This window comes from Pseudomonas sp. MWU13-3659, from assembly GCF_023757525.1.
In the GTDB taxonomy this organism is placed as follows: Bacteria; Pseudomonadota; Gammaproteobacteria; order Pseudomonadales; family Pseudomonadaceae; genus Aquipseudomonas; species Aquipseudomonas entomophila_E.
Map to the genome: position 1 here is coordinate 20,285 of NZ_JAMSHW010000019.1, position 19,998 is coordinate 40,282.

Below are 19,998 nucleotides of genomic sequence, written 5' to 3' on the forward strand. Positions count from 1 at the left end.
CTGGTCAATGGGTTGGATTTTGCTTCATGAGAGTGCGCTATGATCAGCCTCTATGCCCCCAGTCAGATGCATGGAGCCTATGACCGCCCCGAGCGCTACCCTGGACACCCAGCAGCAGCCCACCCGCCTGCACATCGCCGGCGACTGGACCCTGGCCCACTACGCCAACCTCAAGCGCGAATGTGAGCGCCTGGGCAGCCAGTATGGCGATGATACCCAGGTCGATCTCAGCCAACTGGGCCGCCTGGACACCGCCGGTGCCTCGCTGCTCGCAGAATTGCTGGGCTCCGAACGCCTGTCGCGCTGCACCGACGGCCTCCCCGAGGCCAGCCGCGCCTTGCTGAAGAATGTCTACTGCTCGGTGCAAGACTACTGCATCCCGGTCAAGCAACCCGAGCAACCGGTGCTGCTTTTGCTGCTGGCACGCATCGGCCGGGCAGTCGACCAGTTGTGGCAGGACACCCGCCAGGTGCTGGGCTTCATCGGCCTGATCCTCGAAACCTTGCTGCTGCGCCTGTTCCAGCCCCACCGCTGGCGAGTCACCCCGGTGGTCGCGCACCTCGAACAGACCGGCCTCGACGCCGCGCCGATTGTGGCCCTGCTGACCTTCCTGGTCGGCGCCGTGGTGGCTTTCCTCGGCGCCACCGTGCTGGCCGCGTTCGGCGCGACGATCTTCACCGTCGACCTGGTGGCCTTCTCCTTCCTGCGCGAATTCGCCGTGCTGCTGACCGCCATTCTCATGGCCGGCCGCACCGCCAGCGCCTTCACCGCGCAGATCGGCTCGATGAAGGCCAACGAAGAGATCGACGCCATCCGCACCCTGGGCCTGAACCCCATCGAACTGCTGGTGGTGCCACGGGTGCTGGCACTGCTGATCGCGCTGCCGCTGCTGACCTTCCTTGCGATGATCTGCGGCATGGTCGGCGGCGCGGTGGTCTGCGCCCTGACCCTGGATATCTCGCCAGCCATGTTCCTCTCGCTGCTGCAGAGCGACATCGGTGTGCAGCACTTCCTGGTGGGCCTGGCCAAGGCGCCGTTCTTCGCCTTCCTGATCGCCGCCATCGGCTGCCTTGAAGGCTTCAAGGTCAGCGGCAGCGCCGAGTCGGTGGGTGCTCACACCACTTCCGCCGTGGTGCAGTCGATCTTCGTGGTCATCGTGCTGGACGCCGTGGCCGCGCTGTTCTTCATGGAGATGGGCTGGTGACGGGCCGGGAAGCGGTGATCGAGGCGCGGGGCATCTGCAACCGCTTCGGCAGCCAGAGCGTGCATGAAAACCTCGACCTGGACCTGTACCGCGGCGAAATTCTCGCCGTGGTCGGTGGTTCGGGCAGCGGCAAGTCGGTGCTGCTACGCAGCATCATCGGCTTGCGAAGGCACAACGAAGGCCAGGTCCGGGTATTCGGCCAGGACCTGGCCACGCTGGATGAAGCGCAGCGCTCGCTGGTAGAGCGGCGCTTCGGCGTGTTGTTCCAGAAGGGCGCGCTGTTCTCTTCGCTGACCGTCACCGAGAACGTCGCCCTGCCGTTGATAGAACACGCTGGGCTGTCGCGCGCCGACGCCGAACACCTGGCCGGGGTGAAGCTGGCCCTGGCCGGCTTGCCGATCAGCGCCGCCGACAAGTACCCCGCGTCGCTGTCCGGCGGCATGATCAAACGCGCCGCCCTGGCCCGCGCCCTGGCCCTGGACCCCGACATCTTGTTCCTCGACGAGCCCACCGCCGGCCTCGACCCGATCGGCGCCGCCGCCTTCGACCAACTGATCCTCACCCTGCGCGACGCCCTGGGCCTGTCGGTTTTCCTGATCACCCACGACCTGGACACCCTCTACACCATCACCGACCGGGTGGCGGTGCTGGCGCAGAAGAAGGTGCTGGTGGCCGGGCCGCTCAGCCAAGTCGAGCAGGCCGACGACCCGTGGATCCACGAATACTTTCACGGCCCGCGCGGCCGGGCAGCCGAAAACGCCGCCCTGCGCGCCCGCCAGGAGCGCTGAACAATGGAAACCCGAGCTCATCATGTCCTGATCGGCCTGGTCACCGTGCTGGTGGTGGCCGGTGCCATGCTGTTCGGCCTGTGGCTGACCAAGTCCAGCGTCGACACGGCCTTCAAGGACTACGAAGTGGTGTTCAACGAGGCAGTGTCAGGCCTGTCCCGCGGCAGCCCGGTGCAATACAACGGCATCAAGGTCGGCGATGTCAGCAGCCTGCGCCTGGACCCGAAGGACCCGCGCCGGGTCCTGGCCCGCGTGCGCCTGAGCGGTGACACACCAGTCAAGGAGGACACCCAGGCCAAGCTCACGCTGGCCGGTGTCACCGGCAACTCGTTCATCCAGCTCAGCGGCGGCACCCCGCAGAGCCCCGAGCTCAAGGGCAAGGACGGCAAGCTGCCGGTGATTGTCGCCTCGCCTTCGCCGATCTCACGCCTGCTCAATGACAGCAGCGACCTGGTGACCAACATCAACCTGTTGCTGCACAACGCCAACCAGATGTTCTCCGAGGACAATATCGAGCGGCTGAGCAACACCCTGGCCAACCTGGAACAGACCACCGGCGCCTTCGCCAACCAGAAGGGCGGGATTTCCGCGGCCATCGAACAGCTGGCCCAGGTCGGCAAGCAGGCCAACGCCACCTTGGCAGAGACCCAGGCCCTGATGCGCAACGCCAACGGCCTGCTGGGCAACCAGGGCAAGCAGGCAATTGGCAGCGCCGAGCAGGCCATGCAGGCGCTGGCCGAAAGCGCCGCCACCCTCAACAGCCTGCTGCAGGACAACCGTCAGTCCATCGACGACGGTGCCCAGGGCCTGAACCAGTTGTCCCCGGCGATCCGTGAACTGCGTGAAACCCTCAACTCGCTCAAGGGCATTTCCCGGCGCCTGGAGGCCGACCCCAGCGGCTATCTGCTGGGCCGCGACAACAACAAGGAGTTTCAGCCATGAAGCCGTCCCTGCGCCTGGTCGCCCTGGCCGCCATCCTGAACCTGGCGTCGGCCTGCTCGATCCTGCCCCAGGGCGAGCCTGTGGATATCTACCGCCTGCCCGTCAGCCAGACGGCCCGTGGCGCCTCGCCGCTGGACTGGTCGCTGCGCCTGAACAAGCCTCTGGCCAGCGAAGCCCTGGCAGGGCCACGCATCGCGGTGATCCCCCAGGGTGACGTGATTAGCAGCTACAAGGGCGCACGCTGGAGCGACCCCGTGCCGATGCTGGTGCGCAACCGCCTGCTCGATGGCTTCCAGCGCGACGGCCGGGTACAGCGCCTGAGCGCCGACGACAGCAACCTGCAAGCCGACTATGAGCTGGGGGGTGAGTTGCAGGCCTTCCAGGCCGAATACCGGCCTGGAGGAAGCGTGGAAGTGGTGATCCGCTATGACGCGCGGCTGGTGCAGGGGCGCAGCCAGCGCATCCTCGCCAGCAAGCGCTTCGAGGTGCGCCAGCCGCTAGGCGAACAGCAAGTGCCGGCAGTGGTCGCCGGCTTCGGCACGGCCAGCGACCAGCTGGCGCGCCAGGTGATCGACTGGACCGTCAGCCAGGCTCAGCCGAAGAACCAGTAGCAGACGAAGATCGCCGCGATCACCCCGGACAGCTCGGCCAGCAGGGCACAGCCCACCGCGTGGCGCACCCGCTGGATGCCCACCGCGCCGAAGTACACCGCCAGCACGTAGAAGGTCGTCTCGGTGCTGCCCTGGATGGTCGCTGCCACCAGTGCCGGGAAGCTGTCCACGCCCTGGGTTTGCATGGTCTCGATCAGCATGGCCCGCGCCGCGCTGCCGGAGAACGGCTTGACCAGCGCGGTGGGCAGCCCCTCGACGAAGCGGGTGTCCAGGCCCATCCAGTTCACTGCATGGCGGATACCGTCCAGGGCCAGCTCGAGGGCCCCCGAGGCGCGCAGCACGCCGACCGCCACCAGCATCGCCACCAGGTATGGCAGCAGGCTCTTGGCCACGTCGAAGCCTTCCTTGGCGCCCTCGACGAACGCCTCGTACACCTGCACCCGGCGCAATGCACCGATCACCAGGAACAGGATGATCACGCCGAACAGCGTCAGGTTGCCGAGGATCGACGACAGGCTGGCCAGCGCGGCCGCCGACAGGGTGCCAAGAAAGGCCATGAAGCCGCCCAGCAACAGGGCGCCGGGAATCAGGTAGGCAAGCACCACCGGGTCCCACAGGCGCAAGCGCTGCATCACCGCCACCGACAGCAGCCCGACCAGCGTCGAGCAGCTGGTGGCCAGCAGGATCGGCAGGAACACCATGGTCGGGTCGGCCGCGCCTTGCTGGGCGCGGTACATGAAGATGGTCACCGGCAGCAGGGTCAGCGACGAGGCGTTGAGCACCAGGAACAGGATCTGCGCGTTGCTCGCCGTGGTGCTGCTGGGGTTGAGCTCCTGCAGCGAACGCATGGCCTTCAGCCCGATGGGCGTGGCGGCGTTGTCCAGGCCCAGGCCGTTGGCGGCGAAGTTCATGGTGATCAGGCCCAGGGCGGGGTGGCCGGGCGGAACTTCAGGCATCAGCCGGGCGAACAGCGGGCCAAGCACCTTGGCCAGCCATTCGACGATGCCGGCCTTCTCGGCGATCTTGAGGAAGCCCAGCCACAGGGTCAGGGTGCCGAACAGCAGGACCATGACCTCCACCGACAGCTTGGCCATGGCGAAGATGCTCTCGACCATGGCGGCGAAGATGCCCGCGTTGCCACCCACCAGCCACTGGGCCAGGGCGGAGATGGCCGCCACCAGGAAAAAGCCGAGCCACAGGCCGTTGAGCATCCGTGTGTTCCCCCGTGAAAAATGCCCGAATGATAGCGCAAACGCTCACCCCCCTGTAGGAGCCGGCTTGCCGGCGAAGGAGACGACGCGATGCCTGGCACCGGCTGTGCCGGTGTTCGCCGGCAAGCCGGCTCCTACAGGGCAGCGGAATGCAAAAAGCCCCGACGAGTCGGGGCTTTTCGTTCAGCGCAAAGGCTTACTGGTTGACGGTCTTGCCCGCCACCACGGCCTCGCTCTTGCCTTTGTCCAGCACCAGCGACTTGTAGTACGCCTCGCCTTTCTCGGCGTCGTACATACCCTGCCACTTGGCGATGACCACGGCGGCCAGGGCATTACCCACCACGTTCAGCGCGGTACGGGCCATGTCCATGATGCGGTCGACACCGGCGATGAAGGCCAGGCCTTCCAGCGGAATGCCCACGCTGCCCAGGGTGGCCAGCAGTACCACGAAGGACACGCCCGGCACGCCGGCGATACCCTTGGAGGTGACCATCAGGGTCAGCACCAACAGCAGCTGCTGGCTCCAGGACAGGTCGATGCCGTACAGCTGGGCGATGAAGATCGCCGCGATGCTCTGGTACAGGGTCGAGCCGTCGAGGTTGAACGAGTAGCCGGTCGGTACCACGAACGAGCAGATCGACTTCGGCGCGCCGTACTTCTCCATCTTCTCGATCACGCGCGGCAGCACGGTCTCGGAGCTGGAGGTGGAGTAGGCGAGGATCAGCTCGTCCTTCATGATGCGCATGATCTTGATGACCGAGAAGCCGAACACGCGCGCTACCAGGCCCAGCACCATGAAGGCGAAGAAGGCGATGGCGAAGTACACCAGCAGCACCAGCTTGGCCAGCGGCAGCAGCGAGGCGAAGCCGAAGTTGGCGACGGTGGCGGCGATCAGGGCGAACACGCCGATCGGGGCGTAGTTCATGATCATGTGGGTGACCTTGAACATGGTCTCCGACACGCCCTGGAAGGTGCGCACCAGCGGCTCGCGCAGGTCGGCGTTGAGGCTCGACAAGCCCATGCCGAACATGACCGAGAAGAAGATGATCGGCAGCATCTCGCCACGCATCAGCGCCGCGAAGATATTCGACGGGATCAGGTTGAGCAGGGTCTCGATGAACGCGTGCTCATGCTGCACCTCGGCCGCGGTGGCCTGGTACTTGGAGATGTCGACGGTGCCCAGGGTGCTCATGTCGATGCCGGCGCCCGGGTGGAACACGTTGGCGAGAACCAGGCCGACAACGATGGCGATGGTGGTCACCACCTCGAAGTAGATGATGGTCTTCAGGCCAATGCTGCCCAGTTTCTTCGCGTCGCCAACCCCGGCGATGCCCACGATCAGCGACGAAATCACGATCGGGACGACGATCATCTTGATCAGGCGAATGAAGATGTCGCCAGCGGGCTGGAGGACGTTGCTGATCCACCATGCCTTTTCCGCACTGAAATGATTCAGTAGCGCGCCGACTGCAACGCCCAGCAACAGACCGATCACGATCTGCCAGGCGAGGCTCAGTTTTGCCTTCTTCATGTCATTACCCTTTGTTGTAGTGGTCACGGGCACCAAGCGGAAAGCCGCGTCCCAGAGCTGTTAACAGCATTTTGGTTGCAAAGCTTGCCGTCCGGTGACCCCATGTAAGGACACCGCGAGCGAATGTTTCAGGTGCTCGGGCCAGGGAAAAAGGCGGCAACTATTGCGATGGGAAGGGGGGCAGTCTAATGCCGGAAACGACTACCCTATGCCGAATCGGCATGAGACTCAACCCGTAAATCGGGCATCGCCAAGGCCTTGATTTTCAACGTTCGGATTTCCGAACAAGACCAAAGCGCCATTTTTAGGCAGATTTAGAGGTATGCATGCGGGGGTTCGAATGGCGTGTTCGACAATCCGAATGGCTGAAATGCCCTCCGACCTGACCTATCGGACAGCCTAAAAAATTTCGATATACGGTCGAGACAAAATGTGTCTTGGTAAAAAGTCGTACATATAGAAGGAAGAATTCCTACAGGAGGCGCCTCGGAAGCCAGACCGGTCAGCGCATCGTGCTCGACACGGCCGATCTGCAGCTTCCGATGCCACCCTCTCCTGACCCGGCCCATTGCGGAGGCACTCCCTGTACCCCTAGGCCACTCCGACCCTGCAACAGTCAGAACGGCCCGGCCCCCTGGTCATGCGCAGCCCGTCCTCGGGGCCGCGCATCATAGAAGCCAGAACGATAAAAAGGTTCAGCTTCCATTGCGTTACAGAGCGTGACCGCTGGTCAGTACCAGTTCGGGTCGCGCTTGAGCTGCTCACGCAGCAGCGCCTGCATGCCGTCGTCCGGCTTGCCGAGCCAGCGGTACTCGGCATGACGGGTGGGCGACTTGTCGCCAGGCAGGCCTTCGGGCACTTCCACGAGCATCCCGTAGGCATGGTCCTTGTCCCAGCTGAAGGCCACGATCAGGCGTTTGTAGGTGCAGTTGCCCTGGGACTCGCAGAGCGGGCCGACCAGGTACTTGTCACCGTCCTCGGTCACTGCGGACATCTGCAGCGGGGCGCTGCCACTGAGGTTGATCACCCACTCGGGCAGGCGCTCCTCGCCCTTGATCGTGTCCTGCCAGGTTTCCCGGTATTCAGGGTCCGTACCCAACAACTGGTCGGCACGGACCTGGCCGTCATTGGCCGCCATCGCCGCCGTACCGGCGCCCAGAAGCAGGGCGCCGGCCAGGGCAGTGCAAAGCATCCGGCTCATGGTTCAACCCCTGCCGCGTCCGAAGAAGAAGGAAGCCACGAACAGCACCAGGAAGATGATGAACAGGATCTTCGCGATGCCGGTCGCTGCGCCGGCGATACCACCGAAGCCCAGTACTGCGGCGACAATGGCGATGATCAGGAAGGTGATGGCCCAACTCAGCATGATGTCTCTCCTTTCTTGTGCGAAATCGGTCGTTGGCCTGGGTTCAGAACACCCAGCGGTCCTGGGGCACGATGTTCTCGACGGCAGCAGGCGTGGCGTCGGGGGCGGGCAGTGGTTCGGCCGCCTTTACCAGGGTGCTGGCATGATTGGCCTTCAACTGGGTCAACAGCGCGGTCTGCATCGCTACCTGTTCGGCCAGGCGGGCGGTCTGCAGGCTGTAGTAGAACTGCCCGGCCGCCAGGGTGAGCAGCACGGCCATGGCGAGGAACAGCAGCTGACGCAGGGGCAGGGCGATACTCTGCGTGCGGTTGACGGGTTGGCGATTCATGCCGGCTCCTCCTGCTGGACCTGTTGTCTGTCTTGAACAGGTAGGTGCAGCCGGCGTGCCAGTCTTTCACACAAATAAAAATGCTTTAAATTCAATAAGTTATATATTTATTAGGTAACCACTTGGGACGTATCCTGCACGATGCGCTCCTGTACGCCGTGCACTTTGCACGATTCACGTTGCCGTCTTCAGGAGTTGTAGCGCCTGTGGGATCGAGCGCCGCTCATGCGGCGCATCGCGGATAAATCCGCTCCTACCTCTATTGCAACGTGACCGTGCCTGTAGGAGCGGATTCATCCGCGATGCGCTGCACAGCAGCGCCAATTCTCAAAAACACCAAAGCCCACAAAAGCGCACAACCCCATGATTTTCAGGCACTTGGTCATCATCCTGGCAAGCGACTAGCATGCAGGGAGATGAATCAATCAGAATCAACCATGCAACTTGCCCGATTTTTCCGACACTAACTCAGACCACCCCCCAAAGGAGCGCAGGAAATGGAACCAGCCCAGGACAACCAAGGCCGCATCCTGCTGGTGGACGACGAGTCCGCGATCCTGCGCACCTTCCGCTACTGCCTCGAAGACGAAGGCTATAGCGTGGCCACCGCCAATAGCGCCGCCCAGGCCGAGACCCTGCTGCAGCGCCAGGTGTTCGACCTATGCTTCCTCGACCTGCGCCTGGGCGAGGACAATGGCCTCGACGTCCTGGCGCAGATGCGCATTCAGGCCCCCTGGATGCGGGTGGTGATCGTCACCGCGCATTCGGCCATCGACACTGCGGTCGACGCCATCCAGGCCGGCGCCGCCGACTATCTGGTCAAACCCTGCAGTCCCGACCAGCTACGCCTGGCCACCGCCAAACAACTGGAAGTGCGCCAGCTGTCGGCGCGTCTGGAAGCCCTCGAAGGCGAAGTGCGCAAACCCAAGGATGGCCTGGATTCCCACAGCCCGGCCATGATGGCCGTGCTGGAAACCGCCCGGCAGGTAGCGACCACCGACGCCAATATCCTCATCCTCGGCGAGTCCGGAACCGGCAAGGGGGAACTGGCCCGCGCCATCCACGGCTGGAGCAAGCGCGCTCGCAAGGCCTGCGTGACCATCAACTGCCCATCGCTCAACGCCGAGCTGATGGAAAGTGAACTGTTCGGCCACACCCGCGGGGCGTTCACCGGCGCCAGCGAAAGCACCTTGGGACGGGTCAGCCAGGCCGATGGCGGCACGCTGTTCCTCGACGAGATCGGCGACTTTCCCCTCACCCTGCAACCCAAGTTGCTGCGTTTCATCCAAGACAAGGAATACGAGCGGGTCGGTGACCCGGTCACCCGCCGCGCCGATGTGCGCATCCTCGCGGCGACCAACCTCAACCTCGAGGAAATGGTCCGCGAAAACCGCTTCCGCGAAGACCTGCTGTACCGTCTCAACGTCATCACCCTGCACCTGCCGCCGCTGCGCGAGCGCAGCGAGGACATCCTGACCCTGGCCGATCGTTTCCTGGCCCGTTTCGTCAAGGAGTACTCACGACCGGCCAAGGGTTTCAGTGATGAGGCCCGCGCGGCGCTGCTCAACTACCGATGGCCGGGCAACATCCGCGAACTGCGCAACGTGGTCGAGCGCGCCAGCATCATCTGCCCCCAGGAGCGGGTGGAAATCAGCCACCTGGGCATGGGTGAACAGCCTGCCGGCAACACGCCACGGGTCGGCGCAGCATTGAGCCTGGAAGAGCTTGAGCGCGCCCACATCGGCGCGGTGCTGGCCACCAGCGACACCCTCGACCAGGCCGCCAAGACCCTGGGTATCGACGCCTCCACGCTGTACCGCAAGCGCAAGCAGTACAACTTATGAAATGGCCGATGAAGCTGCGCACGCGCCTGTTCCTCAGCATCTCGGCGCTGATCACGGTGGCGCTGCTCGGGCTGCTCCTGGGCCTGGTCAGCGTGATGCAGATGGCCACCCAGCAACAGCGCCTGGTCCAGGACACCACCCACTCGCTGGACCTGGGCCTTAAGCTGCGGCAGAACCTGGGCGAGCAGTTGAATCTGATGCTCGACGAGGACACCAACCCGAATAACCTGGTCACCCTGCAGAACCAGTTCCAGGCGTTGCTCAACCAGGGCTTGGAGCAGGGCGGCGAGCGTACCGGCTTCAGCAAGGCCGCCAGCAATTACCAGGCATTCGTCCAGGCCTACCGTGAAAGCCCGGCCCCCGCGCGCAGCATGGGCGTCGAACAACCACTAGGCGCGGCATTCAACCAAGTCCGCGCCGACTTGCTCGACTCCCACCGGCAGGCGCTGGAACACATCATCCGCAGCGAAGAGAAATCCCGCGACCACGCCCTGCTGGTCAGTGGCCTGCTGGGTCTGATGGGCCTGACGGTGCTGGTGCTGGGCTTCATCACCGCGCACAACATCGCGCGCCGCTTCGGTCAGCCGATCGAAGCACTGGCCAAGGCCGCCGACCAGGTTGGCCAGGGCAATTTCGACGTCACCCTGCCCGTCACCCAGGCCACCGAGCTGAACCAGCTGACCCGACGTTTCGGCCTGATGGCCGACGCCTTGCGCAAGCACCAGGCCACCAACATCGACGAACTGCTGGCCGGTCAGCAGCGCTTGCAGGCGGTGCTCGACAGCATCGACGACGGCTTGCTGATCATCGACCGCCAGGGCCGCCTGGAGCACCTCAACCCCGTAGCCCAGCGCCAGCTCGGCTGGGACCCCAGCCGGCTGGGCGTGAGCCTGGCCGAAGCCTTGCAACGGCCGGAGCTGGAACAACAGCTGCGTCAGGTGCTACGTGGCGGCAGCCTGGATCGGCCACCGGACGACCTGAACCTGGAAGTGGACGAAGAAAGCCGCCTGCTGACCTACAGCCTGACCCCGGTCAGCCACCCCCAGGGGCCTATCCTCGGTGCCGTGATGGTGCTGCACGATGTCACCGAGCAGCGGGCCTTCGAACGCGTGCGTAGCGAGTTCGTGCTGCGTGCATCCCATGAGCTGCGCACGCCGGTCACGGGGATGCACATGGCCTTCGGCCTGCTTCGCGAGCGCGTCAGCTTTCCGGCAGGCGCCCGGGAGAACGACCTGCTCGACACCATCGCTGAGGAAATGCAGCGCCTCACCCAACTGATCAATGACCTGCTGAACTTCTCTCGCTACCAGAGCGGCCTGCAAAAGCTGGTACTGGCCCCCTGCGCCCTCGACGAGCTGTTCGAACGCGCACAGACCCGCTTCGCCGAACAGGCGGCGAACAAGCAGATCGAACTGCTCCGCGAGCTGGAACCGCCCCTGCCACGCATCCAGGCTGACGCGGCGCAGCTCGACCGGGTACTGGACAACCTGCTGCACAACGCCATCCGCCATACCGCCGTCGGCGGGCGCATCCGCCTGCATGCGCGGCGCCATGCCGAGCGGGTGATCATCAGCGTCGAGGACAACGGCGAGGGCATCGCCTATGGGCAGCAGGGGCGGATCTTCGAGCCGTTCGTGCAGGTCGGCCGCAAGAAGGGCGGGGCTGGATTGGGGTTGGCGCTGTGCAAGGAGATCGTGCAGTTGCATGGCGGGCGCATGGGCGTGTTCTCGCGGCCGGGGCAGGGGACGCAGTTCTACATGGCGCTGCCTGTCTGAACCAACCCCTCTGTAGGAGCGGATTCATCCGCGGTGCAGGCATCACCCTGCATGGCACCCGCTTCGCGGGTGATCGCGGCTGAAGCCGCTCCTACGGTCGAGCGCCGCAGATGCCTCTATTCACGGCTCATCATCGATCCGCCGCCCCGCCACCCGGCGCCCCCGGGTGATCAGCTCGACGAACTGGCGGGCGTTGAGCGGGTGGGCGAACAGCCATCCTTGCCCGTAGTTGACCCCTTCACTGTTGAGCAATTCCGCCTGGTCCTCCGACTCGATCCCTTCGGCGATCACCCGCAAGTGCAGGTCGTGGGCCATGCGGATAATGTGCGGCGCCACGCCGCTGCTGGCGGCATCGTGCCCCAGGGCGTCGATGAAGGCCTTGTCGATCTTCAGGCAATCCACCGGCAGGGTCTGCAGGTAGGCCAGGCTGCAGTAACCCGTGCCAAAGTCATCGATCAGCACCTGATGCCCCACGGCGCGCAAGGTCTGCAGGTTGTCCCGCGCCACCACCACATCGATCAGGCCACGCTCGGTGACCTCGAAGGCGATCTGGCTGGCGGCCACCCGGTGCTGGGCCAGCAGCCGCTGGGCCACGCGACCGATGCGTGGCTCCATGACATCGCAGGCCGCCAGGTTGACCGAGATATACAGACGCGGGTTGGCGCGCAACAGTTGCCCCAATTGCTCGAGAACCCGTTGCAACACGAAATCGGTGATCTCGCGGATCTGCCCGGTGTTTTCCGCCAAAGGAATGAACAGGTCCGGGCTGGTCAGGCTGCCGTCCGGGCGCCGCCAGCGCACCAACGCCTCGGCACCGACGCAACGGCGGCTGTCCAGCTCGAAGATCGGCTGGTAGAGCACCTGCAGCTCGCCCCGGCGCAGGGCCTGTTGCAGCTCCGAGCTCATCGAGCGGCGTTGCTGGATCAGTTGCAGCACCAGCCAGCCGATGCAGCCGGCGAGCACTACGCTGCCCGGGAACAGCAGCCAGAGCAGGCCATTGAGCCTCAGCGGCAGGCTGGCCCGGGGGGCGATCAGCACCAGTTGGTAGTCCGGCGACTTGGTCGACATGAGGTAGACCAGGCGGTCGGGCAATTCGAGCAGCGATTTATGCAGGGGAGGTGGCCAGTCGGCAGTCGGCGGCCAGCGCTGTTCCGGGCCCAGCACCGGGATCGCGCGGTTGCCTCGGTCAAGTACCACCAGCAGGCTGCCACCGGGAGGCAGGTCGACCACATCGGAAAGATGCCCCCGGGAAGTGGACACCAGGAACCTGCCGCGCCCAAGCATGAGCGCGGCAAGGTTGTCATTGGGTTCGGTGGTGGTGTTCAGCCAATAGCTGTAGGTGGGCCCACGGATATCTGGCCTGCGCAGCGAATCGACCTGTCGATCCACCCCCCGGCTGGAGCAACTGTCCCGGCCATCCACATAGGCCGCCTCGTAGATGAAGCGCGACTTCAGTGCCACCTGCTGCAATTGCTCGAGCATCGCCGGGCCACAGCCGCGCAGGTTCTGCCCCTCAAGCTGGTCGACGCCCTCACGCAACTGGCCGAACACTTGCTCCAGGCGATCCAGGAAACGCTCACCCCGTGCGTTCATCTGTTCGATTTCGCTTTGCTTCATCTGCTGCAGGGTCAGGCCGACGCTGGCGGCCAGCAACAGGGCGGCGCTGGCCAGTGCCGCGATCACGGCAAGCAGCCACGGATGGTAAAAAAATTGGCGCATCGAAGCGATCAGGGCAGACATGCGCGGCATCCGGTTGATTACCAAAGGTATAGCAACGGAATCGATGATCGGCCTGGCCGTTTGGCGCGACGCTCGAGGGGCAACCCCTCGAGGCGGGGTCAACGCTTGCGGTTGAGCACCTGCAGCATCGCGGCGGTCTGGGCGTCCGGCATGCCGTCGAAGCGCTGCGGGCGGAAGCGCATCTGGAAGGCCGCGATCACATGGCGAGTTGCCACATCCAGGGTGCCGGTCTGCTCGATGGCATAGCCGAAGCGCGCCAGCTGCTGCTGGTACCAGCCAATGCTGGGTGGGTTGACCTCGAAATACGCCTGCTGCCGCGCCACCGCGCCAGCCTCCGGCCAGACCCCAAGGCCGGCGTCGGCCAGGCGCTTCCAAGGGAACAGTGGGCCTGGGTCAAGCTTGCGCAGCGGCGCGATATCGCTGTGCCCGATGATGTGCCGGGGGTCGATGTTGTTGCGTTTGACGATGTCCTTGAGCAAGGCGACCAACGACTGGACCTGCGCCTCGCTGTAGGGGTGCCAGACCCGGCCGCTCGGCGTGTCGGTGTAGCCCTGGTTGACGATCTCGATGCCGATGGAGCTGGAATTGAGCCAGGTACGCCCCTGCCACTGGCTGTCGCCCGCGTGCCAGGCCCGGCGGTTTTCATCCACCAGTTGATAGACCGTGGCCGGCCCGTCGCCGATCAAGTAGTGGCTGCTGACTTCGCCATGGGTAAGCAAGGCGAGGGAGCGCTCCAGCGACGCATTGGTGTAATGCAGGACGACGAATTGGATACGGCTGTCCTGGTTGGCCGAAGGGTGGCTGCGATCGATGCGCAGGCCACTGGAGCAACCAGCAAGGGTGAGTAGAAGCAGGGCGGTGATGAGTTTTTTCATTGCAGGACGCACGTCAGGGTAAGCGACAACAGCGCTACAGTATAACGTGCTAAGGGCGGGATATCGCTGTGAATGCGCAACACCTTGTTACGCACCCCCGCAGTCCGGCTACCCCTGTTCGATGCGGTTCCGTCCTTTGTCCTTGGCCCGATACAGTGCATCGTCCGCGCGCTTGAGCACTTGGTCGCCACGCTCACCGGAGCGGAAGGCGCTGATACCGATGGACGCGGTAATCACCACACGCTCGCCCTTGAAGTGGAACGGACAGGCCTCGATCGCCGCGCGCAGCCCCTCGGCGACCTGAACCGCTGCGGGCGGCGAGGTCTGCGGCAACAGCAGGACGAATTCCTCGCCACCGAAACGGGCAATGAAATCGCGACCACGCAGGCGCTTGCGCAACTGGTCGGCGACGATCTTCAGCACCTTGTCGCCGGCCAGGTGGCCATAACCGTCGTTGATGCGCTTGAAGTGGTCGAGGTCGAGAATCGCCATGGCCAGGTGACCACCGTTCTCCTGCCAGTCGAGCACTTCATGTTCGACACGCTCCGACCAGGCGGCGCGGTTGGGCAGGCCTGTGAGGGGGTCGATCATCGCCTTCTGCCGCTGTTCCTCGAGGTGCTCGCGGTAACCGAGGGCTTCCTGCTCCATGCTCGCCACCCGCTCGGCCAACCCTTGCAGACGGCCAGCCAGCTCCTGTTCGCGTCGGTCACGCTCATGCTGGTGCTCATCCATGGTCACCAGCAAACCCTCGAGGCGGTTCTCCAGGATGTGCTTGAGGCTGTCCACGTCGGCGGCGCCCTGGACGCTGCTCTGCAGACCGTCGACCTGCTCGCGCAACTGGTTATCCAGTTCACGGGCGGCGGAACTGTTGTCCGCGTGGCCGGCACTGGCTTCGTGCAGGTGGCTCTGGAAGGTTTCCAGGCGCTCGTTGAGTTGCTGCAGATAGGCTTCGAACTCGTGCTGGCCGCTGTCGGTAATGGCCAGCATGAGCACGGCCAGGTCGTCCAGCACCGGGATCAACTCGTACCAGTTGAGGCCGCGGGCAACGCGTTCGCGCATCTCCAGGGCCTGGGCCTTGTGGCGTTCGGGCAGGCTGAGGTCATCGAGCAGGCCGATCAGGGTCTGCTCGATATGGGCGGCTACCTGGCTGTATGGGGGCTCGACCGCATCGGGGAGGGCGTAGGGGCCGTCCTCGCCTTCGATGATGTCCGCGAGCGCGGGGAGTTGTGCCGGCTCAACTTCTTCGGCGGGTTGCTCCTCGGGCTCGACACTGGCAAGTTCGGGCGCTGCTGCCTCCTCGACCACCAGGGCGGGCTCGGGCACAGGCGTGGGCTCGACAGGAATCACCGCGACGGTTTCGACCAGCGCGGGGCCCGGTACTTCGATGTCCGGCACAGGTTCGGGTTCTTCCTCCACCGCAGGCGCAGGTGCAGCGTTCAGGGCATGCAGTTCGTCCGCATCCTGGGGCAGGGCAGGTTGCGCCGCGGGTGCCTCGACCGGGACCGGCGCCAGCGCCGGGGACGTCACGGCGACAGCCGCCGTGGCCATCTCGGCCTGAGACTCGTCACGCCCGCCGAACAGGCGCTGGAGAAAGCCCGGCCTGGCTTCCTCATCAGGCTTTTGCACCGCGTTGAGGGCGCGCCCCTGCAAACCACTGAGCTCGCCCAACAGCGGGGGCAGTTCACGGGACTGGCTGACGCCGCCATCCAACTTCTTCGCCAGCTTCTTCAGTGGGCGCGCCACTTCCCCAGGCAGGGGCAGGGTCTGCAACTGGGTGACCAGCGCGGTCAGTGCATCGCTGACTTGGGTCATGCGCGTTTCACGGCGTTGCTCGGAGTCGAGCACGGCTTTTTCCAGGCGTGGAATCAGCCCGGCCAGCCCGGCGTCCATATTGTCGCTGCGGATGACCTCGCGCATTTCCTTCATGCACTGGTCAACAATCTTGTCGCTACCTTCGGCCGCCAGGGTGCTGCGCACCAGGCCACGACGCAGCAAGTCGAGACGAGCGGCCCAGCGCCGTTCGAGCTTTTCCTGCTGTTCGATGCTTTTAAGGTATTTTTCTTTCCAGCGCTCGGCTTCTTCGGTCATGCCAGGATCCGCATCCGGTGATCGCATCTAGTCCTGTAATGACTCGATTTCGGCGAACAGACCGAAGACTTGAGTGCTGCAGGCGCTAGCTCAGGACCGGCAGCGTATCCACAGTCAGGGCTTCAGGCAATCGGATCTCGACGGCGACGGGCAGGTGATCGGAAATCGGCTGCGCCAGCACCTCGACGCGCTCCAGCGTCAGGCTCGGGCTGAGCAGGATATGGTCCAGGCAGCGCTGCGGCCGCCAGCTGGGGAAGGTAGCTTCGACCTGGGGTGCGACCAGGCCCAGATCGCGCAGCGGCGAATGATCGAGCAGGTCGGTGGCATGGGTGTTCATGTCACCCATGAGGATCTGGTGGCGGTAGCCACCGATCAGCTCGCGGATATAGGCCAGCTGCCGGGCACGGGTCTTGGCGCCCAGCGCCAGGTGCATCATCACCACGATCAGCGCATCCTCGCCCTCGCCGAAGCGCACCAGGATTGCCCCGCGGCCGGCCGGGCCGGGCAGGGGATGGTCTTCCAGTTGCTGGGGCTTGAGGCGGCTGAGCACGCCATTGCTGTGCTGGGCGAAGCGCCCGAGGTTGCGATTGAGCTGCTGGTACCAGTAGGGGAAAGCCCCCAGTTGCGCCAGGTGCTCGACCTGGTTGACGTAGCCCGAACGCAGGCTGCCGCCATCGGCTTCCTGCAAGGCGACCAGGTCGAAATTGTTGAGCAGGTCGCCGATCTTCTGCAGGTTGCCGGACCGGCCAGCGTGCGGCAGCAGGTGCTGCCAGCTGCGGGTCAGGTAGTGGCGGTAACGCTCGGTGCTGATGCCGACCTGGATATTGAAACTCAGCAGCCGCAGACGACCGTCCTCAGGCAGGCCCGGGGCCTGCAGGTGACGCTCGTTGACCTGCGGCTGGTGCAGGCCGATACCACGTGTCGAGCGGATCCGGCCCATGGCGGTCGCCGCTTACTTAGCGGCGCGCTCCTTGGCGATCAGTTGGTCGGCGACGTTCAGCACGCCCTCAGGACCGCCAGCGGTACCCAGGTCGAAGCGGTACTTGCCGTTGACCACCAGGCTTGGAACACCGGTGATTTCGTACTTTTTGGCGAGCTCTTTGGCCTGCTTGACCTGGCCCTGGATAGCGAAGGAGTTGTAGGTGGCCAGGAACTTGTCCTTGTCCACACCTTGGGTGGCCAGGAAGTCGGCCATTTCCTCAGGCTCCATCAGCTTCTTGCGCTGGACCTGGATGGCTTCGAAGACGGCCTCGTGGACCTTGTGCTCGACACCCATGGCTTCCAGCGTCAGGAACATCTGGCCGTGTTTATCCCACGGGCCACCGAACATGGCGGGGACGCGCTTGAAGTTGACGTCCTTCGGCAGCTTTTCAGCCCACGGGTTGATGGTCGGTTCGAAGTGGTAACAGTGCGGGCAGCCGTACCAGAACAGCTCGACGACTTCGATCTTGCCTGGCACGGACACCGGGACGGGGTTGCTCAGCTCGATATATTCCTTGCCGGCGGTTGCAGGCTCTGCGGCCTGCACGGCGGCCATACCGAATACGCTGGCGGCGACCAGCGCAGCGCTGAGAATCAGTTTACGCATGCTTTACTCCTGAGCAGTCTTTGGTCGCCTCGACGCGACCTTGATGAGACAGGTCGGGAAGGGCTCGAGTTCTGTAGTGTAACGGCTACGGATAGAAAAAAGGGCAGCCTGGGCTGCCCTTTTCATCTTTAGCGCTGAAGCATTAACCGAGTGTTAACGCGAGGATAGCAGTGCCTGGACGGGCGCTTTCGCCGGCAAGCCGGCTCCTACCAAAGCGACGCCATCCACGACACATGACTCAGTGCAGGCCCTGGATGTAGCTGGACAGGGCCTCGATATCCTTGTTGCTCAGCTTGCCGGCGATGGTGCGCATGGTCATGGCGTCGCCGTCGTTGGTGCGGTTGCCTTCGCGGAAGTCGGTCAGCTGCTTGCCGACATACTGCGCGTGCTGGCCGCCCAGATGCGGGAAGCCGGCCAGGGCTAGACCTGCGCCATTGGGGGAGTGGCAACCGGTACAGGCCGGCATGCCCTTCTCGAGGTCGCCGCCATTGAACAGGGCGCGGCCACGCTCGACCAGTTTCGGGTCGGCGGCGCCGACGCTGCCTTTCTGGCTTGAGAAGTAGGCGGCGATGTCGGCCAGGTCCTGGTCACTGAAGTTCGCCAGCATGCCGGTCATCTCCAGCACGGTGCGCTTGCCGGACTTGATGTCGTGCAGCTGCTTTTCCAGATACCGCTCGCCTTGGCCGGCGAGTTTGGGGAAGTTCGGTGCCAGGCTGTTGCCGTCAGGGTTGTGACAGGCCCCGCAGACAGCGGTTTTGGCCTGACCGGCAGCAGCATCGCCTTTGATGGGTTCCGCAGCACTTGCCGCACCTGCGACCCCCATGGTCAACAGCAGACTCACGAATAGTTTGTTCATCAGCTAATCCAACACGGCTAAGGGTGAAATGTTATGTATCGGGACTGCCACTCATCCAGAGAATGACCAATTGGTAGTCCTCGGCACTGCAGTCCATGCACAATCCACGCGGCGGCATAGCCTTGAAACCCTGTGTAACATGTACCACCAGTTGCTCCATGCCTTGCGCCAGCCGTGGCTCCCAGGCTGCCCGGTCACCCTGCCTGGGTGCCTGTGGCAACTGTCCGGCGTGACAGGCCGCACAGCTGCGGTTGTACAACGCCTCGGGATCCTGTGTAGCCTGTGCGCTGAATAACGGTAGGAACAAACCGACAGCTAGTAGCCATTTCGCCATGCGGAACGACCTGACAGGGTTGGGGGCCGCGCTGCGTTCTGTTGCGCGAGCTATTGTTCGACACCCCATGCTCATACGCCTTCGCTGGGAGAATGAGCACACAAAAACTGGGGCATTATATACTTCCGCCATCCAAACGGAAACGACACCGCTTGCCGCGCCTGGGCCAACCGTTCCAGAGCTGGGCAACACCCACATCGGATATCCCATGCAAGTCAAGAACCCCATCCTCGGCCTCTGCCAGAAAGCCACATTCGCCCTCAGCGCCGCCAAGGTCGAACAATGCCCGGAAGACCAGGGTTACGAGGTGGCTTTCGCCGGCCGCTCCAACGCCGGCAAGTCCAGCGCCCTCAACACCCTGACCCACGCCAGCCTGGCACGCACCTCGAAGACCCCCGGCCGCACCCAGCTGCTGAATTTCTTCAGTCTGGACGATGAACGGCGTTTGGTCGACCTGCCGGGTTACGGTTATGCAAAAGTGCCGATCCCGCTCAAGCAACACTGGCAGAAGCACCTGGAGGCCTACCTCGGCAGCCGCGAGTGCCTGCGCGGGGTGATCCTGATGATGGATGTGCGCCACCCGATGACCGACTTCGACAAGATGATGCTCGACTGGGCCCGGGCCAGCGGCATGCCCATGCACATCCTGCTGACCAAGGCCGACAAGCTGACCCACGGCGCGGGCAAGAACACCTTGCTCAAGGTGCAATCGGAGATTCGCAAGGGTTGGGGCGACAGCACGACCATCCAGCTGTTCTCGGCACCCAAACGCCTGGGGCTGGAAGAGGCCTACCGCGTGCTGGCGGACTGGATGGAGCTGGAAGACAAGCCGGTGGCCTGATAGCGCAACCCCTGTAGGAGCCGGCCTTGCCGGCGAACACCGGCACAGCCGGTGCCACCCACCGCGGTGTCTGGTT

The 19,998-nt window shown here is 64.2% G+C and carries 19 protein-coding genes; 7 read left to right on the forward strand and 12 right to left on the reverse strand.

All coding sequences use genetic code 11. From position 1 onward, the window contains the following. The first annotated feature begins 70 nt into the window (after nt 1-70). The 4 genes from NGM28_RS20560 to NGM28_RS20575 are packed head-to-tail and all read left to right on the forward strand — an operon-like array spanning nt 71 to nt 3,545. Nucleotides 71-1,204, forward strand: a complete 1,134-nt coding sequence (locus tag NGM28_RS20560; RefSeq protein ID WP_240064104.1) for an ABC transporter permease — start codon at nt 71-73, stop codon at nt 1,202-1,204. Beyond that, nucleotides 1,201-1,992 (forward strand): ABC transporter ATP-binding protein, encoded by a 792-nt coding sequence (locus NGM28_RS20565; protein WP_252091254.1) that lies wholly within the window; start codon nt 1,201-1,203, stop codon nt 1,990-1,992. The genes NGM28_RS20560 and NGM28_RS20565 overlap by 4 nt, the downstream gene beginning before the upstream one ends. Before the next feature lie 3 nt (nt 1,993-1,995). Next, entirely contained in the window at nt 1,996-2,934 is a 939-nt protein-coding gene (locus NGM28_RS20570; protein WP_240064106.1) for an MlaD family protein, read from the forward strand. Then, a complete protein-coding gene (locus NGM28_RS20575; protein ID WP_240064107.1) occupies nt 2,931-3,545 on the forward strand; it encodes an ABC-type transport auxiliary lipoprotein family protein in 615 nt (204 codons plus the stop codon). The genes NGM28_RS20570 and NGM28_RS20575 overlap by 4 nt, the downstream gene beginning before the upstream one ends. Here the strand turns inward: NGM28_RS20575 and NGM28_RS20580 are convergent. From NGM28_RS20580 to NGM28_RS20600, 5 genes are all read right to left on the reverse strand, one after another. Further along, entirely contained in the window at nt 3,527-4,756 is a 1,230-nt protein-coding gene (locus NGM28_RS20580; protein WP_011531546.1) for a spore maturation protein, read from the reverse strand. The two genes, NGM28_RS20575 and NGM28_RS20580, sit on opposite strands and share 19 nt — an antisense overlap. A 196-nt stretch (nt 4,757-4,952) precedes the next feature. Further along, entirely contained in the window at nt 4,953-6,287 is a 1,335-nt protein-coding gene (gene gltP, locus NGM28_RS20585; RefSeq protein WP_011531545.1) for a glutamate/aspartate:proton symporter GltP, read from the reverse strand. 730 nt (nt 6,288-7,017) lie between these two features. Beyond that, nucleotides 7,018-7,488 carry an inhibitor of vertebrate lysozyme family protein gene (locus NGM28_RS20590; RefSeq protein WP_240064108.1) on the reverse strand — a complete coding sequence of 157 codons (471 nt, stop codon included), beginning with the start codon at nt 7,486-7,488 and terminating at the stop codon, nt 7,018-7,020. Nucleotides 7,489-7,491: 3 nt separating this feature from the next. After that, a complete protein-coding gene (locus NGM28_RS20595) occupies nt 7,492-7,653 on the reverse strand; it encodes a DUF1328 domain-containing protein (RefSeq protein WP_011531543.1) in 162 nt (53 codons plus the stop codon). A 43-nt stretch (nt 7,654-7,696) separates the two neighbouring features. Then, nucleotides 7,697-7,981: a hypothetical protein gene (locus NGM28_RS20600; RefSeq protein ID WP_240064109.1), complete on the reverse strand. Its 285-nt coding sequence runs from the start codon at nt 7,979-7,981 to the stop codon at nt 7,697-7,699. Between the two features lie 497 nt (nt 7,982-8,478). Between NGM28_RS20600 and algB the strand changes: the two genes are divergently transcribed. Continuing rightward, on the forward strand, nt 8,479-9,825 hold the full coding sequence (gene algB / locus NGM28_RS20605; RefSeq protein WP_213659051.1) for a sigma-54-dependent response regulator transcription factor AlgB: 1,347 nt from the start codon (nt 8,479-8,481) through the stop codon (nt 9,823-9,825). Beyond that, on the forward strand, nt 9,822-11,600 hold the full coding sequence (locus tag NGM28_RS20610) for a KinB sensor domain-containing domain (RefSeq protein ID WP_240064110.1): 1,779 nt from the start codon (nt 9,822-9,824) through the stop codon (nt 11,598-11,600). The genes algB and NGM28_RS20610 overlap by 4 nt, the downstream gene beginning before the upstream one ends. A 120-nt stretch (nt 11,601-11,720) precedes the next feature. Here NGM28_RS20610 and NGM28_RS20615 read toward each other — a convergent pair whose 3' ends face one another. From NGM28_RS20615 to NGM28_RS20645, 7 genes are all read right to left on the reverse strand, one after another. Next, nucleotides 11,721-13,340, reverse strand: coding sequence for an EAL domain-containing protein (locus NGM28_RS20615; RefSeq protein WP_252091255.1), 1,620 nt, complete (start codon nt 13,338-13,340; stop codon nt 11,721-11,723). Nucleotides 13,341-13,438: 98 nt separating this feature from the next. After that, nucleotides 13,439-14,215 (reverse strand): N-acetylmuramoyl-L-alanine amidase, encoded by a 777-nt coding sequence (locus tag NGM28_RS20620; protein WP_252091256.1) that lies wholly within the window; start codon nt 14,213-14,215, stop codon nt 13,439-13,441. 108 nt (nt 14,216-14,323) lie between these two features. Beyond that, nucleotides 14,324-16,303, reverse strand: coding sequence for a GGDEF domain-containing protein (locus NGM28_RS20625; RefSeq protein WP_240064113.1), 1,980 nt, complete (start codon nt 16,301-16,303; stop codon nt 14,324-14,326). 85 nt (nt 16,304-16,388) lie between these two features. Further along, nucleotides 16,389-17,243: an endonuclease/exonuclease/phosphatase family protein gene (locus NGM28_RS20630; RefSeq protein ID WP_252091257.1), complete on the reverse strand. Its 855-nt coding sequence runs from the start codon at nt 17,241-17,243 to the stop codon at nt 16,389-16,391. A 12-nt stretch (nt 17,244-17,255) separates the two neighbouring features. Further along, on the reverse strand, nt 17,256-17,891 hold the full coding sequence (gene dsbA / locus NGM28_RS20635; protein ID WP_252091258.1) for a thiol:disulfide interchange protein DsbA: 636 nt from the start codon (nt 17,889-17,891) through the stop codon (nt 17,256-17,258). 238 nt (nt 17,892-18,129) lie between these two features. Further along, nucleotides 18,130-18,747: a c-type cytochrome gene (locus tag NGM28_RS20640; protein ID WP_213659044.1), complete on the reverse strand. Its 618-nt coding sequence runs from the start codon at nt 18,745-18,747 to the stop codon at nt 18,130-18,132. 31 nt (nt 18,748-18,778) lie between these two features. Beyond that, nucleotides 18,779-19,081, reverse strand: coding sequence for a c-type cytochrome (locus NGM28_RS20645; protein ID WP_252091259.1), 303 nt, complete (start codon nt 19,079-19,081; stop codon nt 18,779-18,781). 208 nt (nt 19,082-19,289) lie between these two features. Between NGM28_RS20645 and yihA the strand changes: the two genes are divergently transcribed. Next, nucleotides 19,290-19,922: a ribosome biogenesis GTP-binding protein YihA/YsxC gene (gene yihA / locus NGM28_RS20650; protein ID WP_011531532.1), complete on the forward strand. Its 633-nt coding sequence runs from the start codon at nt 19,290-19,292 to the stop codon at nt 19,920-19,922. The last annotated feature ends 76 nt before the right edge of the window (nt 19,923-19,998 follow it).

Excerpts from the sequence above, each read along its gene's own strand:
- yihA (WP_011531532.1), top strand. The coding sequence starts at position 19,290 with ATGCAAGTCAAGAACCCCATCCTCGGCCTCTGCCAGAAAGCCACATTC.
- NGM28_RS20570 (WP_240064106.1), top strand. The coding sequence starts at position 1,996 with ATGGAAACCCGAGCTCATCATGTCCTGATCGGCCTGGTCACCGTGCTG.
- NGM28_RS20580 (WP_011531546.1), bottom strand. The coding sequence starts at position 4,756 with ATGCTCAACGGCCTGTGGCTCGGCTTTTTCCTGGTGGCGGCCATCTCC.
- algB (WP_213659051.1), top strand. The coding sequence starts at position 8,479 with ATGGAACCAGCCCAGGACAACCAAGGCCGCATCCTGCTGGTGGACGAC.
- NGM28_RS20610 (WP_240064110.1), top strand. The coding sequence starts at position 9,822 with ATGAAATGGCCGATGAAGCTGCGCACGCGCCTGTTCCTCAGCATCTCG.
- gltP (WP_011531545.1), bottom strand. The coding sequence starts at position 6,287 with ATGAAGAAGGCAAAACTGAGCCTCGCCTGGCAGATCGTGATCGGTCTG.
- NGM28_RS20620 (WP_252091256.1), bottom strand. The coding sequence starts at position 14,215 with ATGAAAAAACTCATCACCGCCCTGCTTCTACTCACCCTTGCTGGTTGC.
- NGM28_RS20600 (WP_240064109.1), bottom strand. The coding sequence starts at position 7,981 with ATGAATCGCCAACCCGTCAACCGCACGCAGAGTATCGCCCTGCCCCTG.
- NGM28_RS20625 (WP_240064113.1), bottom strand. The coding sequence starts at position 16,303 with ATGACCGAAGAAGCCGAGCGCTGGAAAGAAAAATACCTTAAAAGCATC.
- NGM28_RS20575 (WP_240064107.1), top strand. The coding sequence starts at position 2,931 with ATGAAGCCGTCCCTGCGCCTGGTCGCCCTGGCCGCCATCCTGAACCTG.
- NGM28_RS20590 (WP_240064108.1), bottom strand. The coding sequence starts at position 7,488 with ATGAGCCGGATGCTTTGCACTGCCCTGGCCGGCGCCCTGCTTCTGGGC.
- NGM28_RS20645 (WP_252091259.1), bottom strand. The coding sequence starts at position 19,081 with ATGGCGAAATGGCTACTAGCTGTCGGTTTGTTCCTACCGTTATTCAGC.
- NGM28_RS20640 (WP_213659044.1), bottom strand. The coding sequence starts at position 18,747 with ATGAACAAACTATTCGTGAGTCTGCTGTTGACCATGGGGGTCGCAGGT.
- NGM28_RS20560 (WP_240064104.1), top strand. The coding sequence starts at position 71 with ATGGAGCCTATGACCGCCCCGAGCGCTACCCTGGACACCCAGCAGCAG.
- dsbA (WP_252091258.1), bottom strand. The coding sequence starts at position 17,891 with ATGCGTAAACTGATTCTCAGCGCTGCGCTGGTCGCCGCCAGCGTATTC.
- NGM28_RS20630 (WP_252091257.1), bottom strand. The coding sequence starts at position 17,243 with ATGGGCCGGATCCGCTCGACACGTGGTATCGGCCTGCACCAGCCGCAG.
- NGM28_RS20615 (WP_252091255.1), bottom strand. The coding sequence starts at position 13,340 with ATGTCTGCCCTGATCGCTTCGATGCGCCAATTTTTTTACCATCCGTGG.
- NGM28_RS20595 (WP_011531543.1), bottom strand. The coding sequence starts at position 7,653 with ATGCTGAGTTGGGCCATCACCTTCCTGATCATCGCCATTGTCGCCGCA.